Below are 15,964 nucleotides of genomic sequence, written 5' to 3' on the forward strand. Positions count from 1 at the left end.
CTACCACAAAATTTAACTAAAAGCACTCTTAGAGTCTAGACTAATTTGCTTGATTAATGCAAAATACTCAGAGCTTTTTTAACATATTAATTTCGATGAAGCAAAATCAATTTATACAAGATGATATTTGGCAGTATTGTCTTGAGCATACTAGTGATTTATCAGATAATCTCAAACAGCTATGCAATTACACCTGCGAAAATATTAACGGTGCGCAAATGCTTTCAGAAAAGATAGTCACTAAATTGCTACAATTTTTTGTTTTTTCTACTAGGGCGAAAGTGTGTGTTGATGTTGGTACATTTACAGCGATGTCTGCAATTGCAATGGCTGAGGCATCGCTAGATACTAAAGTATATACTATAGATAGACCTAATCAAGCAGGTGAGCAGCTAGTAAAAGAGTTTATTGCTAAATACCCAAATATCGAATATTGCCAAGGTAATGCTATAGATATTTTACCAACATTACCAAATCAAATAGATATTGCTTTTATTGATGCTGATAAAAAACAGACACAAGAGTATTTTGACATTTTAGTCGCTAAACTAGCGGATACTGGTGTAATCATAGTTGATGACATCCTCTGGCGTGGTGAAGTTTTAGACCCTCAAGACAAGCGCAGTAAAGCCTTAGACAATTTTAACAAATATGTAAATCAACACGATGACCTAGAAACATTAGTCTTACCTATTCGTCATGGTATCAATATCATAAGAAAAAGAACTTATAAATATCGCTGAGAAAAATAATATTAATCTTTGTGATTGTTATGCAGTTTTGTTTTGTCACAGCTTATGCAGCTACATGTGATAGTGTAAATATTGATGGTGTTAAGTAGTATCATGATTCTGATGAAAAAAGAGCAATCTATCTAGAGATCTATAATTTAGCAGCACATAGAATAAAGCATCAAGTTAAAAAAGAGCATCTAAAAAGGTACATGGGGTGTTATATTGGATGTTGATGAGACAGCTTTAGATAACTCATGGCAAGAGTATGATAACTATAAAGATTATAGTGAAGAAGAGTTTCGAAAAGACGTAATTAAGTAAAAAGTAAAAAGTTTACCTGGTGCTGCTAAATTAACTAATCTTGTCCATAAACTAGGTGGGTATGTAAGTTTTGTAACTAATTGCTATGATTCAGATGATAAAATGATCAAAGCAACAGAACTAAACCTTACTGAAGAAGACATTTATTACGATCAAATTTTATTCTATAGTGAAAATGCTAAAAATCCTCATGATAAAAACTCAAGATTTGAGGTAGTTAAATCAGGTAAATATGCTGATGATATTATAGTTATAAGAGCTCCCAGCACATAAGGTGATAGCTTATTTTGGTAATAATATACCAGATTTTCCTCATATGACGCAAAAAAATATATACAATGTTGATAATAATAAGTATGCTGTTTTTGGTAGGAGATATTATATTTTTAAAAATCCGATATATGGTAGCTGGGAAATAGTAGAAGGCTTTGTTAGTGGCGAAATTATATTTTAGATATTCGGCAATGGATGCTGGTAAGACATTAGATCTTTTAAAAGTTGCCTATAACTCAGAAGATAGAGGTAGAAAGCCTCTAGTTTTAACATCAGCGATCGATAAAAGAGCAGGTTTGAATAAGGTCATATAGATCAAGATGCTTACTCATTGACTGACAGGGATAACATCTTTGAATTTGCCAAAAAATAATAATAGCAGAGATAAGATAGATTATGTCTTGATAGGTGAAATTCATTTTTCACTCAAGAGCAAGTTTGGCAATTAGCAGAGATAGTTGATGAACTAAATATACCGGTGATTTGTTATGGGCTACGCACAAATTACTTAGGCCATCAATTTGAGACATCAGCGCTATTTTTAGCTATTTCAGATACTCTCGAAGAGGTCAAAACAATTTGTCATTGTGGTAAAAAGACAAGCTTTAACATGATGGTGCAGAATGGCAAAGCAATAAAAAAAGTAATCATATAGTAGTTGATGATGATTCACTTAAAGAGATAGATACCAAATGTATATGTGTGTCGTAAGCATTTGAAAGATGGCGTGTATGAATAATAGCCATATAGTTTAAAATGGTAGCTACTTACCAAGACAAAGTAACTATCGATAGCGAAACAACGATAAACGTTTAAAATCAGGCTATAAGCAAATAGAAAAAGAAGTCCACAAAGTCCAAGTGCTAGATCTAGCAACTGGTACAGAAACATTTTTAGCAGAGGCGATTAAGTTTATCTACAATAACAACTTCAAATATATCCAAGGTGCTTGGAGTGGTTATGTAGAAGAGCATCTAATCCCTAGGTTAAATGGCTTTGAGCTACTAATGGTAAGCTATGCAATGGCACATCTAAAGTTAGATATGCTTTTGACAGAGACAGGCTACAAGCCAAAATCATCAAAAAGCCAACGCTTTCATATTTATTTGACAAACTCACTAGAAGAGTATCACTCTGACACTGGGATACTATTTGCTGACTGTCTAAGTAATGAAGCCAATGAGGCAAATCAAATTAAAAAAGATACTCCAGAGTAATGGTAGTAATAGGTAATCCGCTATATAGTGGCGAAAGGCCAATAAAAGCAAGTGGATAATCGACTTGATGAGGACTACAAAAAGAACCAATAGGTAGCAAGCTCAAGCTCAGGGAAAGAAATCCTAAATAGATAAATGATGACTATGTCTAATTTATGCGTTATAATCAGTATCATACTGAGAAAAATGGTAGCGGAGTTTTGGCATTTATTAATCAGCATGGTTTCTTGGATAATCCTACTTTTAGAGTTATGCGCTTATAGCCTGTAAAAACTTATGACAAAATTTATACTATAGATTTGCGTGGTAATTCTAAGAAAAAAGAGACTTGTCATGATGGCTCAAAAGATGAAACTGTCTTTGATGTTATGCAAGGTGTATCTATCAATATTTTTGTAAAAACCGGTGAAAAGAAAAGAGCGAGCTAGCAGAAGTATATCACTATGATTTATACGGTAAGAGAAATGACAAATATGAGTTTTTAGCTCAAAATAGTCTGAAAAATATACAATGGTCAAAGATTGAAAATATAGCTTTATAATACTACTTTGTGAAAAAAGATTGGGAGCTAGAATAAACAATATGAAGGTGGATTTAGTTTGCAGAATTTATTTCCAGTAAATAACGTGGGTATAGTTACAGCTAGAAATAAATTTATAATTCATGATTCTAAGCAAGAAGTACAAAATACGATTGAAAAATTTTTACGGTTAGATGACGAGGAAGCAAGAGCTAAATTTCATTTAGGTAAAGATGTATGGGATTGGAAAGTAAGTTATGCAAGAGCAGATTTAGAAGCTAATTATCAAAATGAAGGAGTTTTTACAGAAGTTGTTTATAGACCATTTGATAAAAATGGACTTTTTATATAGGTCAATCAAAAGGCTTTCATTATTATCCAATAAATGACACTATTAAACACATGCTTAAAGGCGAAAATGTTGGTATTGCAGTAGGGAAGGACAGGGGCAAGCTACTGGCTCTAAAAATTGGGATGTTGTATCGATAACAGACACGATTACAGATCTTAACTACTATAGAAGAGGCCGTGAAGTAGTATTTCAGCTTTATCTCTACCCAGATGATAACTCTTTAGATTCTAACAGAGCAACAAATTTGGATATGACTATTGTTAAGGATATTGATAAGAGTTCAGAGTTGAAGCCCGTAGCTAAGCCATACCCCGCCGACAAGTCGGCACGCCTCTCAAGAAGGGAATATTTCCCTTCGAGTGTCAAAGGGGTGGGCTGTGGAGTAGGTCATGGTAGTATTTCAAAAAACTAAACCTTTCTACTTAAAACCTTATACAAAACATAAGCAATCACAGCAGCTGCAATATTTACAAAAAATATCGCCTCAACAACTGAATTATAAACAGAGCCACTAAATAGTGTTGGCGAATTTAGAATCGTATAAATAGCAAAAAATATCAAACAAGCAGTTTTAAACTGATTATTTTTAAATAATGCTAAAATTGAAAATAAAAATAGCGCTAATTGAAAAATTCCTATCTGAAAAACAGCGGGAGTGAAAATCCATCCTTGAAATTTACTCATGCTATCCCCATCTGCTAAGTATACATAACTATTAATCAAAGTATAGAGACTTATATTACTGATTATAAAGTAGTTTGCGTAGATGTTCGCATGGTGCTTGGTATGAATAATGCTTGAGTGTAAAAACGCTATTATGAAGGGTGTGATTAGTAAACAAACACTTACAGTTGTAGTTACCATAAGTCATCAAAAATATTGTAGAAAATAGCTAGATTTTACAATAAATGCTTTGGCTTGTCATATGTTTAATAATAAACATATAGGCAATCTAATAGATGATAGTTAAAATTTGCTACTAGAAAATTGTTAAATAAATAAAAAGGAAAACTTAATAATGCAATTTACTGTAGAGAAAAAAGAAGGAATTCACTGTTCACTATTAATCGAAGTGCCAGCTAACGAAATTGATAGTGTAGTTTCAAAAGAAATCAATAGAACTGCAAAAACTATCAAGATGAATGGTTTCAGACCTGGTAAAGTACCTGCTGGGATGGTTAAGAAGAAGTATGGCGAGCAAATCCGTATGGAAGTGATTTCTGATCTTATTCCTCAAAAATATTCTAAAGCTATTCAAGATGAGAAGCTAGCAGTTGCTGGTATTGAAGTTGAATTAAAAGAAAATAAAGAAGGTCAGCCACTTAAGTTTGTTGCTAATCTTGAGCTTTTCCCTGAGTTTAAAGTAACTGGTTTTGACAAAATCGAAGTTCAAAAGCCTGTTGTTGAATTAACTAATAAAGAAGTTAAGCAAATGATCGAAAATCTTAGAAAGCAGTTTGCAATTTTCTCAGAAGTTGACAAAACTGTAGAAAAAGATGACAAAGTAACAATAGATTTCGTTAGTAAGAAAGATGGCGAAGCTTTCCAAGGTAGTACAGCAAATGATACAGATGTTATCATTGGTTCTGGTCAAATGATTCCAGGCTTTGAAGATGGTATCATCGGTATGAAAAAAGTGAGCAAAAAACTATTACTGTAACTTTCCCACAAGACTACCAAAGCAAAGATCTTGCTGTAGCTGAGGTTACTTTTGATATCACTGTTAAGAAAATTCAACAAGCTGAGTTACCAGAAGTTGATGATGAGTTTGTCAAGAAGTTTGGTGTAAAGGGTGGTGGTGATACTTTTGAGAACGAAATCAAAGAAAATATGCAGCGTGAGCTTAAATTCATCCTACAAAGAAAAGTAAAAGATCAAATTTTCAAAGGTTTAAGAGAAATCGCTGAGTTTGAAACTCCTAAATCTTTAATTAAGAGAGAAATTAATGCAGCTAAACAAAACCTACTTAAGCAAATGGGTGGTGCTAAAGGTTTTGATGTTAATCAACTTCCATATAACTTATTTGAAGCTAAAGCTAAGCAAAAAGTAGAAACTAGCTTAATTCTAGATAGTATTGTGAATTCACAAGAGTTCAAGGCAGAAGATGCTGAAGTTGAGAGTTTATTAAATGAGCTAGTACAAGCTTATGAAGAGCCAGAGAAAACTAAAGAGCAAATCAAGAAAAATGATAAAGAAATGGCTAATTTAAAAGTGCTAGTGATAGAGAATAAACTAACAGACTGGGGGTATTGGAGAAAGCTAAAGTAACAGAGAAAACAGAAGATTTCTTTGAGGTTATTAAGGAAAATATGCAAGCTCAACAGGCTGGGTTCTGAACTAGCTTTTAAAGAGAGGTTTAAATGATAACTAATAATTTGGTTCCTACCGTAATTGAAAAAACAGCTGGCAGTGAGAGAGCTTTTGATATTTACTCAAGACTACTTAAAGAGCGTATAGTTTTTTTAAATGGTGAGGTGAATGATCACTCAGCTAACCTTGTGATTGCGCAGCTGCTGTTTCTAGAGTCAGAGGATCCTGATAAAGATATTTATTTTTATATAAATTCTCCAGGTGGCATGGTTACAGCGGGCATGGGTGTCTATGACACTATGCAATTTATCAAACCTGATGTAAGTACTATCTGTATTGGTTTGGCTGCTAGTATGGGATCGCTTTTATTAGCTGGTGGGGCTAAGGGTAAAAGATATAGCCTACCAAGCTCACAGATTATGATTCATCAACCTTTAGGTGGTTTTAGAGGTCAGGCATCTGATATTGAGATTCATGCAAAAAATATCTTACGTATCAAGGATAGACTAAATAAAGTCTTAGCGCATCATACTGGTCAGGATTTGGAAACTATTGTGAAAGATACTGACAGAGATAAGTTTATGATGGCTAATGAAGCTAAAGAGTATGGTCTGATTGATCATGTGATTGAATCTCGCGAAGCAATTATTAAATAATTAAAGGAAGTCAACTTAATAAAATGGCTAGAATTCTATATTGTTCTTTTTGTGGTAAATCGCAACAGGAAGTCAAAAATATTATCTCAGGAAGAGATGGTAACATATGTAATGAATGTGTAAGTAAATGTTCCGAAAAAATCCGTAGTGCCGGTAGTACTACTGTAGAAGATGTTTCATTTGATAAGCTGCCAAAGCCAGTAGAAATCAAAAAATACTTAGATGATTATATTATTGGTCAGGATAATGCTAAAAAAGTATTGTCAGTAGCAGTATACAACCACTATAAGAGAATCACATCTACTCCAACAAAAGATGATGATATTGAGCTTAAAAAAAGTAATGTACTATTAATTGGGCCAACAGGCTCAGGTAAGACATTATTTGCCCAAACTTTAGCAAATTTACTAAATGTACCTTTTGCTATTGCTGATGCTACAACTCTTACTGAAGCTGGTTATGTTGGTGATGATGTTGAGAATATAATAGTCCGTCTTTTACAAAATGCTGATTTTGATGTTGCTAAGGCGCAAAAGGGTATTATCTACATTGATGAGATAGATAAAATTGCACGCAAATCAGAGAGTACATCAATAACTCGTGATGTATCAGGTGAAGGTGTGCAGCAAGCATTATTGAAGCTTATAGAGGGTACTGTGTCTTCTGTGCCTCCTAAAGGTGGTAGAAAACATCCTAATCAAGATATGATTCAAGTAGATACTACAGATATATTATTTATTTGTGGTGGAGCATTTGCTGGTATTGAGAAGGTTGTTAAGCATAGAATGTATAAGGTTAGTATTGGTTTTAATGCTGATGTTATTCAACAAAAAAATAGTTTAGATAGTGATAAACTAATGCAAAAGGTTGGGAGTGAAGATTTAACTAGATTTGGTCTTATTCCAGAACTAATTGGTCGCTTACCAATAGTTACAGTTCTAAAAGAGCTTAAGGAAGAGGATTTAGTTAAAATTCTTATAGAACCTAAAAATGCTTTGATTAAACAATATATTAAGCTGTTTAAATTTGATGATGTAAGTATTGAGTTTACAGATCAGGCTCTTGTTGAGGTAGCTAAAAAAGCAATTGCTAAAAAAACAGGTGCAAGAGGACTAAGAACTATTTTAGAAAATGTACTTCTTGAAGTGATGTTTCATGTACCTTCATATGAAGATATTGAAAAAGTTATTATCAATGACAAAGTAATTCTAGAGCAACAAGAACCAATCTTAGTGACAAAAACACAACAGCAAAAACAATTTAAAGATATAATCTAAAAATTTACAGGAGGATGTAAGTTTATGTCAGAAGCTCTAAATATCGTTCCTGTTATTCCTTTAAGAGATGTTGTTATTTATCCATCAATGACTCTTCCACTGAATGTTGGGCGTAAAAAGTCAATAGAGGCAGTTAAACAGGCATCAAATAATTATAATAACTATATTTTATTAGCTACACAAAAAAATGGCTCTAATGGGGGTGATTTTGTAGAAAACATTTATGATATTGCAACTCTTGCCAAAATTGTCCAGATTATGAAACTTCCTGATGGTAGTTTGAAAATAATAATTGAGGGTATCGCTAAAAGACTAGTAGTTAAGTATGAAGATATTGATGGTTGTATTTACGCTAATTTAGATAGTCTACATGTTGATGATAACTATGATCCTAGCCAAGTTGATAAAGAGCTAAAAGCTATTTTACTATCAGTTTCTAATTCGCTTAAAAAATTTGTTGATATCAGTGGTAGAGTTTCAAAAGAGTCGTTAGCTACACTAATAAATACAGAAGAGCCTCATAAGTTTATTTATGAAATTGCAACTATTCTTAATACAGAGATAGCTAAAAAACAAAAGATTCTTGAAGCAATGGATATAAAAAATAAAGCTTTGCTACTGCTTTCATATCTTTATGAAGAGTTAGAAATACTAGAGCTAGAAGCTAAGATTAAAGATAGAGTCAAAGCACAAGTTGATAAAAATCAACGTGAATACTACCTAAATGAGCAAGTCAAGGCTATATATAAAGAGCTTGGTGAAACTGATGAAGAATCAGAAGTGACTGCTTTGAAAAAAAGGATTGAGCATACTAAGATGTCTAAAGAGGCAAAAGAGAAATGCTTAAAAGAGCTTAAAAAGCTTAAAGCAATGCCACCTTCTTCTTCAGAGTCAGCTGTTTCAAGAAACTACATCGAGACTATACTTTCTCTACCATGGGGTAAGAGAGTGAAAGTTAAAAGAGATATTAACCTTGCTGAGAAAGTTTTAGAAAAAGATCATTATGGTATCAAAAAAGTTAAAGAAAGAATTCTTGAGCATTTAGCTGTTCAGATTAAAAGAGATAGCAATACCAAAGCGCCAATTTTATGCCTAGTTGGACCTCCAGGTGTGGGTAAGACATCTATAGGACAGTCGATTGCAAGAGCAACAGGGCGTGAGTATGTGCGTGTGGCATTAGGTGGGGTGCGTGATGAATCAGAAATCAGAGGACATCGTCGTACTTATATAGGTTCTATGCCAGGTCAAATTATCCAAAAGATAATTAAATCAAAGACAGAAAATCCTCTTTTCTTATTAGATGAGATTGATAAGATCTCATCTGATTTCAGAGGTGATCCATCTGCTGCGTTGTTAGAGGTACTTGATCCAGAGCAAAATAGTACATTTAATGATCATTATCTTGAGATAGATTATGATTTATCAAAGGTAATGTTCGTTGCAACAGCAAACTCGCTAGATATAGATCCAGCATTGCGTGATAGATTAGAGATTATCAATCTATCAGGCTATACAGAGATTGAGAAACAAGCTATTGCAAAACAGTATTTAATACCTAAAGCACTAGAAAATAATGGTTTAACTAAGGATGAAATTAATTTTACGCCAAAAGCTATTCTTGATATTATTAGATATTATACAAGAGAGGCTGGGGTAAGAAATTTACAGCAAAAGATAGATGGTGTCTGTCGTAAAGCAGTTAAAAATCTCTTAAAAGATCCAAATACTGGCAAAATTTCGATTACACAAAAAAATCTCGAAGATTATCTAGGAGTGTATCAGTATGATTATGGTGTCAAAAATGTTAAAGCAAAGGTTGGTCAAGTAACAGGCTTGGCTTGGACATCAGTTGGAGGTGAGCTTTTGACTATAGAAGCTCTAGCAATGCCTGGCAAAGGAAAAGTCAAATATACTGGTAGTTTAGGTAATGTAATGAAAGAGTCAATAGATGCAGCATTTAGTGTAATGCGCTCTATATCTAAAGACTATAAGCTAGAAGAGGACTTTTATGAGAAGAAAGATGTCCATATTCATGTTCCTGAAGGAGCTACTCCAAAAGATGGACCAAGTGCTGGTATTGCAATGACAACTGCTTTAGTTTCCGTATATACAAACAAGCCAGTTAGAAATGATGTTGCGATGACAGGTGAGGTAACATTGCGTGGTGAAGTGTTAGCTATAGGAGGTTTAAAAGAGAAGCTTTTAGCAGCATTAAGGGGTGGAATCAAGGAAGTTTTGATCCCTAAACAAAATGTCAAAAACCTTACGGATATTGATAAAGAAATCCTTGAAAAACTCGAAATAACTCCTGTAAGTAGTATAAAAGAGGTTTTAGATAGAGTTTTTTGATATTTAGGTATTGAAACACTGCATTTTTAGTGTTATAAAGTTAAGTGACACTTGTCAATTGTATAAAAATAAAGGAGTTTAAAACATGAATAAAAGTGAATTAGTAAGTGCTATAGCTAAAGAAGCAGATGTTACTAAAGAAGTTGCGAGCAATACTCTAGATGCTACTATTGCTGCAGTAACTAAAGCTTTGAAAAGTGGTGATAGCGTAACTCTAGTGGGTTTTGGTACTTTTCAAGTAAAAGAAAGAAGCCCTAGAGAAGGCAGAAACCCAAAAACTGGTGAAACTATTAAGATTCCTGCTTCTAAAGTTCCTAGCTTTAAAGCTGGTAAAGGTCTGAAAGACGCTGTAAAATAATAAAAATTTACAAAAAAGTAATTTTTACAAAGGCATGCTTAACAAGTATGCTTTTTTTTATCTATAATATTTACAAATTAATAAATTAATAAATTAATCATTATGAATTAAGGTCAATAAAATGTTACAGTTTTTAAATGATAGACTTAAAGGTCCTTTTACTTGGATTGTGGTTATCTCGATAAGCTTTATTTTTGTAATCTCAGGGATGACATTCTTTTTTACAAATATTGGTAGTAGTAGAACTTATGTTGCTAAAATTGGCGATAATGAAATAAGCTCACAGCAATTTCAACAATACGCTCAAAATGCTACTACAGATGCACAAAAGAGAGCTATTTTAGCTCAAATGATAGATCAGTATTTGTTATTAGCTGATGCACAACGCCACAATATTGTAGTGTCAAAATTAGCTCTACAATCAGTAATATTTACCAATCCAATGTTTTTTGATAAAGATGGTAAGTTTTCTGCTGGTAAGCTAAAACAAGTTGTTACATATTTAGGTGGTATGGATAGGTTAGAGCAGATATTAGCCCAAAATATCCAAGCAACAATAATTCCTAAAACTATAGTAGATACATCATTTACTACAGATTATGATAATAAATCGCTTGCAAGTATATACTGTGTAAATAAGTATATAGAATATTTCAAGGTTTCTCCTGCTGATTTTAAATCACAAATTAAACCAAGCCAGCAAGATTTACAAAGCTATTATGATACTTATAAAAATGAGTATATAATACCAGCAGAAAATACGATTCGCTACTTCATGATTACAAAAGATGATTTTACAACAAAAAATAATATTAATAACAATGAGTTAGAGACTTATTATCAAACCCATAAAGAACTCTTCAAAGATTTTGATGATAATACTAAAGCTACTATCCAAAAGATAATTCAAAATAGGCATGCCTTAGAGCAGTTTAATAAGTACACACAAAATGTTGATAGCATTAAATATGCTAAATTAGAGAAACGACTTGGCAAAGCTAAAACAGCTACAATTGTTGATAATAATGATACGAAAATTAGTAATATTGCTAATAGCCAGTTTTTTGCAAACTCAGATAAGTATGCAAGCATTTTTATAGCTAATAATAAGCTTCTGGTTTATCAAGTAGATAACTCAACCAAAGCAACTGAGCAAAAACTAGCTGATATTAAAGATAAAATTTCAAAGGCGTATATTGAGCAAAAATCACAACAACTTGCTGTACAGCAGGCACAAAACCTTTTAAATGATTTAACTAGTGGTAAGAAGATAGATAAAAGCTTTAAACAAGCCACAGTAAATAGTGACTCACAAGTGTTTAGCAAAGATTTTAATGATTATGTAATGTCCAATAGTAATAATCAATACCATGATTATAAGACTACTAATGGTGATATCTATATCTATAAGGTAGCTAAAGTTGAGCCAATAACTAATAAATCTACTCAAGTACCTAATCAAGTTATCGATACATATAAACAAGAAGAACTAAACTTCTATTTACAGGTAATTAAACAACAAATTCCAATTCAAGTTAATTATAAAAATATCTAAATGTGTAAATCAATCTATGGTCTGGCTGGACCAACAGCTTCTGGTAAAACTTCGTTGTCAATATCGTTAGCTAAAAACATCAATGCTGAAATTATTAGTGTCGACTCATCTCTTGTTTATAGAGGCATGGATATTGGTACAGCTAAGCCAACTCTACAAGAGCAAGATGGTATTAAGCATCATCTTATTGATATCACTGAGCCAACAGATAATTTTTCTGTAGCAGATTTTATATCAAGCGTAAATACTCTTAAAAAAGAGATATGGGCTAGAGGTAAAGAAGTTTTACTTGTTGGTGGTACAATGCTTTACTTCAAAGGTTTGATAGAAGGTTTATCTGCACTACCACAATCTCAAGCTGAGATAAGGCAAACGCTTGAATTAGAGAGAAAAGCAAAAGGCTTACAATATTTTCATCAGCAACTCAGCAAAATAGATCTAGAATCTGCTCAAAAAATTAATCCTAATGATGAGCAAAGAATCTTTCGCGCTCTTGAGGTTATTATGATAAGTGGTAAGAAATATTCTGAGCTTGTCAAAACATCTAAAATTGGTGGTTTAGAAGAAGAGCTAAAACTATGTGCTTTAGTACCAAATGATAGATCGATACTGCATAAAAATATTGAACTTAGATTGAGACAAATGCTGGCAGAAGGTTTTTTAGCTGAAGTACAAAAGCTTAGAGATAATCCAAATTTGAGTATAGATAGCACAGCTATTAGAAGTGTCGGTTACCGCCAAGCATGGCAATATCTTGATGGAGGTATTAGCTATGATGAGTTTGTCAATAAAGGTATAGTAGCTACACGCCAACTTGCTAAGCGTCAGCTTACTTGGGTTCGTAATTGGCAGAATCCTATAAATATAGTTACTATGGAGAGCGAAACTAAAGAGTTAGATATTTTAAAATATTTTGGTTATAAATAAGATTTGCTGATAGATATAAATCTTGCTAGAATATACGCGAAGTTTAATTGTTAAACTTGATAAAATAATAACTATAACAAAATAATTAAAAGGAAGTAAGACAATGTCAAGAATATCATCTTTACAAGACCCGTTTTTAAATGCTTTAAGAAAAGAAAAAGTTAGCGTATCTGTATATCTAGTAAATGGGATTAAATTACAAGGTCAAGTAGAAGCTTTTGACCAGTTCTGTATCGTGCTTAGAAACACTGTCAATCAAATGGTTTATAAGCATGCTATATCTACTATAGTACCAGCTAAAAGTGTAAGAATGGTTTATAGCTCTTTTAATCCATATCACCAAAACTCTAATGATGAGCAAGACGAGAATGTAAATGATATTCATTCTGATGATCTTGAAATTCAAGAAAATGAAGGTAATACTCACAAGTAATATAATCTTTTCTTTTTTCTTAATAATTCCATTGTGGAGTAATATTAGTTGATGGAATTTTTCCAATCTTATCAAGCAGGTAGTAAATGCCTGTTTGTAAATACAAATTTCAAGTACCATCGTGATCTTAATGCTGATTTGACTGAGTTAGAAGGCTTGGTTACAGCAGCAGAAAAATTGTATTGCAAAGTTTAGATTTTAATCATCCTGAACCTGATTATCAAATATTTTTGTGGTATAGGTAAAATCGAGATGATAAAAAATAAATGCGATGAACTAGACGCGGATTTAGTTGTTTTTAATCATCCTTTAACTCCTTCGCAAGAGCGCAATATTGAGAAATTTCTTGAGTGTAAGGTTATGGATAGAACTAGGTTAATTCTAGAAATATTCTCACTTCGAGCAAAAACTCATGAAGGTAAGCTTCAAGTTGAACTTGCGCAACTTAACTATCAATCAACACGTTTAGTCAAAGGATGGACTCACCTAGAGCGACAAAAAGGTGGTATTGGCGTACGTGGTGGACCTGGTGAAACACAGCTTGAGATAGATAGATACCTAATTAGACAAAGAATTAAGCAGATTACGCAAAAACTTGAGAAAGTAAAACACCATCGTAATTTAAGTAGATCTTCACGTAAGAAAAATAACATTCCAACAATTTCGTTTGTTGGCTATACAAACGCAGGTAAATCAACTTTATTTAATAAAATCACAAAAGCCAATGCTAAAGATCAGCTATTTGTGACTTTAGATCCTACTTTGCGTAAAGTGACTGTACCAAAGCTTGGTGAAGTTATATTTTCTGATACTGTAGGATTTATTAAGAATCTACCACATGATTTAGTTGAGGCTTTCCATGCTACTTTAGAAGAGGCTATAGAATCTGATCTTTTAGTACATGTCATAGATTATGCTGATGAAAATCATAAAAGTTATATTGAGCAGGTCGAAAAAGTACTTAGTGAAATTGGTATAGCAGACAAAGAGATGATTTGTGTATATAACAAGATTGATAAGCTAGAAAATATCAAGCCAAGTTTTTGTTCCCCTTGAGGATTCTGATAGTAATGTCGTCGCTAGAGTATATTTATCTGCACAAAATGGTGATGGTTTAGCAGAGCTCTATCAAGCATTAGCAACATTTTTTAATAAAGCATGGATAAATCAAACTATAGAGTTACCACCTAAGTATTCGAAAATTAGATCCAATATGTATGAGCTTGATGTTGTTGATAAAGAAGAGATTTCAGAGCAGGGTAATTATCTACTACAAATAAAGATATCAGAAGATGATTTTGAAAGATTTAATAGAGAGCTTAATTTAAATTTAGCCGAGTTTTTTACTCAAAAATAAGCTTACTCATACTTATAAGCTTTTCCAAACGTGAAAATATATTTTCTTAATTTGTAATTTTTATAGTTATATTTGCATTTTTTATTTTTAGATTAAAAATATCTCTAATTAGAACCATATTTAGAATTATCAATACAAGCTCTGCTAAGCATTTGTTAAATATTTGCTGATAGTGCAAAAAAATATAGAAATTTTTATATATAATAGTTAATGTGTGAGCTAAAAATACTTTATAAAGTGTATAGGAATGATAATTTATGATTAAAAAGATAAAACAAAAATGGTTTTGGAGTAAAAATTCGGAGCAAGGACCACCAGATTTAGAAGAAATGATTAAAAGATTCTTTGGTAAGAAGAACAAAACTAATAATGATGATAATGAGAGTATTTACTCAAAAAATGCTAATAAAAACAAAACAACATTTAACAAACCACCAGTTGCTAAAATAGCTACAATAATAGTGGCTCTGCTTATAGTTGCATGGGTTGGTTTTGGTTTTTATGTTGTACAGCCAGCTGAGCAAACTGTGGTACTTAGATTAGGTAAGTTTTCTAAATTAGTAGAACCTGGTTTATATTGGCATCCTTTGGGTATTGATAAGGTTTATAAAGAAAATGTTCAAGAGTTGAAAACTATTTCTCTAAAGCGTGACATGTTGACATCTGAGGAGAATATTGTACATATTTCTTTTACAGTTCAATATCGTATTGCTGATTTGGAAAAATACTTATTTGCTAATACAAATCCTACCCAGTTATTACAACAAGCTCTAGAAAGTGCGGTTAGACAGGTGGTCGGTGAGAATAAGTTAGAGCAAATATTAACTACTAATCGTGCTGTAATCACTCAGCAGGTTAGAAAAGAAATGGAAGCATTACTAAAAAACTATAATTCAGGTATTTATATAAGTGAAGTAATAATGCAGCCAGCTCAAGCTCCAGATGCGGTTAAAAGTGCCTTTGATGATGTAATTAAGGCGCGTGAAGATCGTGAGAGAGAACAAAACGAAGCTGAAGCATACGCAAATAGAGTAGTGCCAGTAGCACAAGGTAAGGCTCAAAGGATATTAGATCAAGCCAATGCATATAAGCAAAAAATTGTTCTAGAAGCTCAAGGTGAAATTGCTCAATTTGAACAATTATTACCGATTTATAAACAGTCTCCAGATATTGTGATGAATCAAATGTATTTTAACACTATCTCAAGTATACTACAGCATAATAAGATATTTTTGATAGATGGTGATGGTGCTAAGAATATTTTTTATGGTCTAAATAATACACAAAAACAAGCATTATTATCAAATATACAAGGAGGAAACTAA

At 32.5% G+C, this 15,964-nt stretch carries 13 protein-coding genes and 4 pseudogenes; 16 read left to right on the plus strand and 1 reads right to left on the minus strand.

Annotated features, from left to right (window positions below):
- The first annotated feature begins 56 nt into the window (after nucleotides 1-56).
- The 6 genes and pseudogenes from C9379_RS00900 to C9379_RS00925 all read left to right on the plus strand — a co-directional run bounded on the left by C9379_RS00900 (nucleotide 57) and on the right by C9379_RS00925 (nucleotide 3,417).
- Complete coding sequence (locus C9379_RS00900) at nucleotides 57-743, plus strand: O-methyltransferase (RefSeq protein WP_143385092.1); 687 nt, start codon at nucleotides 57-59, stop codon at nucleotides 741-743.
- Nucleotides 740-1,509, plus strand: a pseudogene (locus tag C9379_RS00905) (HAD family acid phosphatase). The gene C9379_RS00900 and the pseudogene C9379_RS00905 overlap by 4 nt, the downstream one beginning before the upstream one ends.
- Nucleotides 1,490-2,067: pseudogene (locus C9379_RS00910) on the plus strand (thymidine kinase). The pseudogenes C9379_RS00905 and C9379_RS00910 overlap by 20 nt, the downstream one beginning before the upstream one ends.
- Nucleotides 2,068-2,188: 121 nt before the next feature.
- Nucleotides 2,189-2,545, plus strand: coding sequence for a hypothetical protein (locus C9379_RS00915; protein ID WP_318263387.1), 357 nt, complete (start codon nucleotides 2,189-2,191; stop codon nucleotides 2,543-2,545).
- 299 nt (nucleotides 2,546-2,844) lie between these two features.
- Nucleotides 2,845-2,973: a hypothetical protein gene (locus C9379_RS00920; RefSeq protein ID WP_318263386.1), complete on the plus strand. Its 129-nt coding sequence runs from the start codon at nucleotides 2,845-2,847 to the stop codon at nucleotides 2,971-2,973.
- A gap of 171 nt (nucleotides 2,974-3,144) precedes the next feature.
- Nucleotides 3,145-3,417 (plus strand): type ISP restriction/modification enzyme, encoded by a 273-nt coding sequence (locus tag C9379_RS00925; protein WP_143385091.1) that lies wholly within the window; start codon nucleotides 3,145-3,147, stop codon nucleotides 3,415-3,417.
- A 408-nt stretch (nucleotides 3,418-3,825) separates the two neighbouring features.
- Here the strand turns inward: C9379_RS00925 and C9379_RS00930 are convergent, their stop codons facing one another.
- A complete protein-coding gene (locus C9379_RS00930; RefSeq protein ID WP_143385090.1) occupies nucleotides 3,826-4,281 on the minus strand; it encodes a DUF6790 family protein in 456 nt (151 codons plus the stop codon).
- A gap of 154 nt (nucleotides 4,282-4,435) precedes the next feature.
- Between C9379_RS00930 and tig the strand changes: the two are divergent.
- From tig to hflK, 10 genes and pseudogenes are all read left to right on the plus strand, one after another.
- Nucleotides 4,436-5,753 (plus strand): annotated as a pseudogene (gene tig / locus C9379_RS00935) (trigger factor).
- Nucleotides 5,754-5,777: 24 nt separating this feature from the next.
- The gene (clpP, locus tag C9379_RS00940; RefSeq protein WP_143385089.1) at nucleotides 5,778-6,383 is read left to right on the plus strand and encodes an ATP-dependent Clp endopeptidase proteolytic subunit ClpP; all 606 of its coding nucleotides are present in this window, start codon (nucleotides 5,778-5,780) and stop codon (nucleotides 6,381-6,383) included.
- A gap of 23 nt (nucleotides 6,384-6,406) precedes the next feature.
- On the plus strand, nucleotides 6,407-7,660 hold the full coding sequence (clpX, locus tag C9379_RS00945) for an ATP-dependent Clp protease ATP-binding subunit ClpX (RefSeq protein ID WP_143385088.1): 1,254 nt from the start codon (nucleotides 6,407-6,409) through the stop codon (nucleotides 7,658-7,660).
- A gap of 24 nt (nucleotides 7,661-7,684) precedes the next feature.
- A complete protein-coding gene (lon, locus tag C9379_RS00950; RefSeq protein ID WP_143385087.1) occupies nucleotides 7,685-10,009 on the plus strand; it encodes an endopeptidase La in 2,325 nt (774 codons plus the stop codon).
- 85 nt (nucleotides 10,010-10,094) lie between these two features.
- A complete protein-coding gene (locus C9379_RS00955; protein ID WP_014548131.1) occupies nucleotides 10,095-10,367 on the plus strand; it encodes an HU family DNA-binding protein in 273 nt (90 codons plus the stop codon).
- 121 nt (nucleotides 10,368-10,488) lie between these two features.
- A complete protein-coding gene (locus tag C9379_RS00960) occupies nucleotides 10,489-11,922 on the plus strand; it encodes a peptidylprolyl isomerase (protein ID WP_143385086.1) in 1,434 nt (477 codons plus the stop codon).
- Nucleotides 11,923-12,849, plus strand: coding sequence for a tRNA (adenosine(37)-N6)-dimethylallyltransferase MiaA (miaA, locus tag C9379_RS00965; protein WP_143385085.1), 927 nt, complete (start codon nucleotides 11,923-11,925; stop codon nucleotides 12,847-12,849).
- A gap of 103 nt (nucleotides 12,850-12,952) precedes the next feature.
- Nucleotides 12,953-13,282, plus strand: a complete 330-nt coding sequence (hfq, locus tag C9379_RS00970) for an RNA chaperone Hfq (RefSeq protein ID WP_143385084.1) — start codon at nucleotides 12,953-12,955, stop codon at nucleotides 13,280-13,282.
- Nucleotides 13,283-13,333: 51 nt separating this feature from the next.
- Nucleotides 13,334-14,639 (plus strand): annotated as a pseudogene (hflX, locus tag C9379_RS00975) (ribosome rescue GTPase HflX).
- Between the two features lie 257 nt (nucleotides 14,640-14,896).
- The gene (hflK, locus tag C9379_RS00980; protein WP_143385083.1) at nucleotides 14,897-15,964 is read left to right on the plus strand and encodes an FtsH protease activity modulator HflK; all 1,068 of its coding nucleotides are present in this window, start codon (nucleotides 14,897-14,899) and stop codon (nucleotides 15,962-15,964) included.

The sequence above is a fragment of the Francisella-like endosymbiont genome, assembly GCF_003069505.1.
Taxonomy (GTDB): Bacteria; Pseudomonadota; Gammaproteobacteria; order Francisellales; family Francisellaceae; genus Francisella.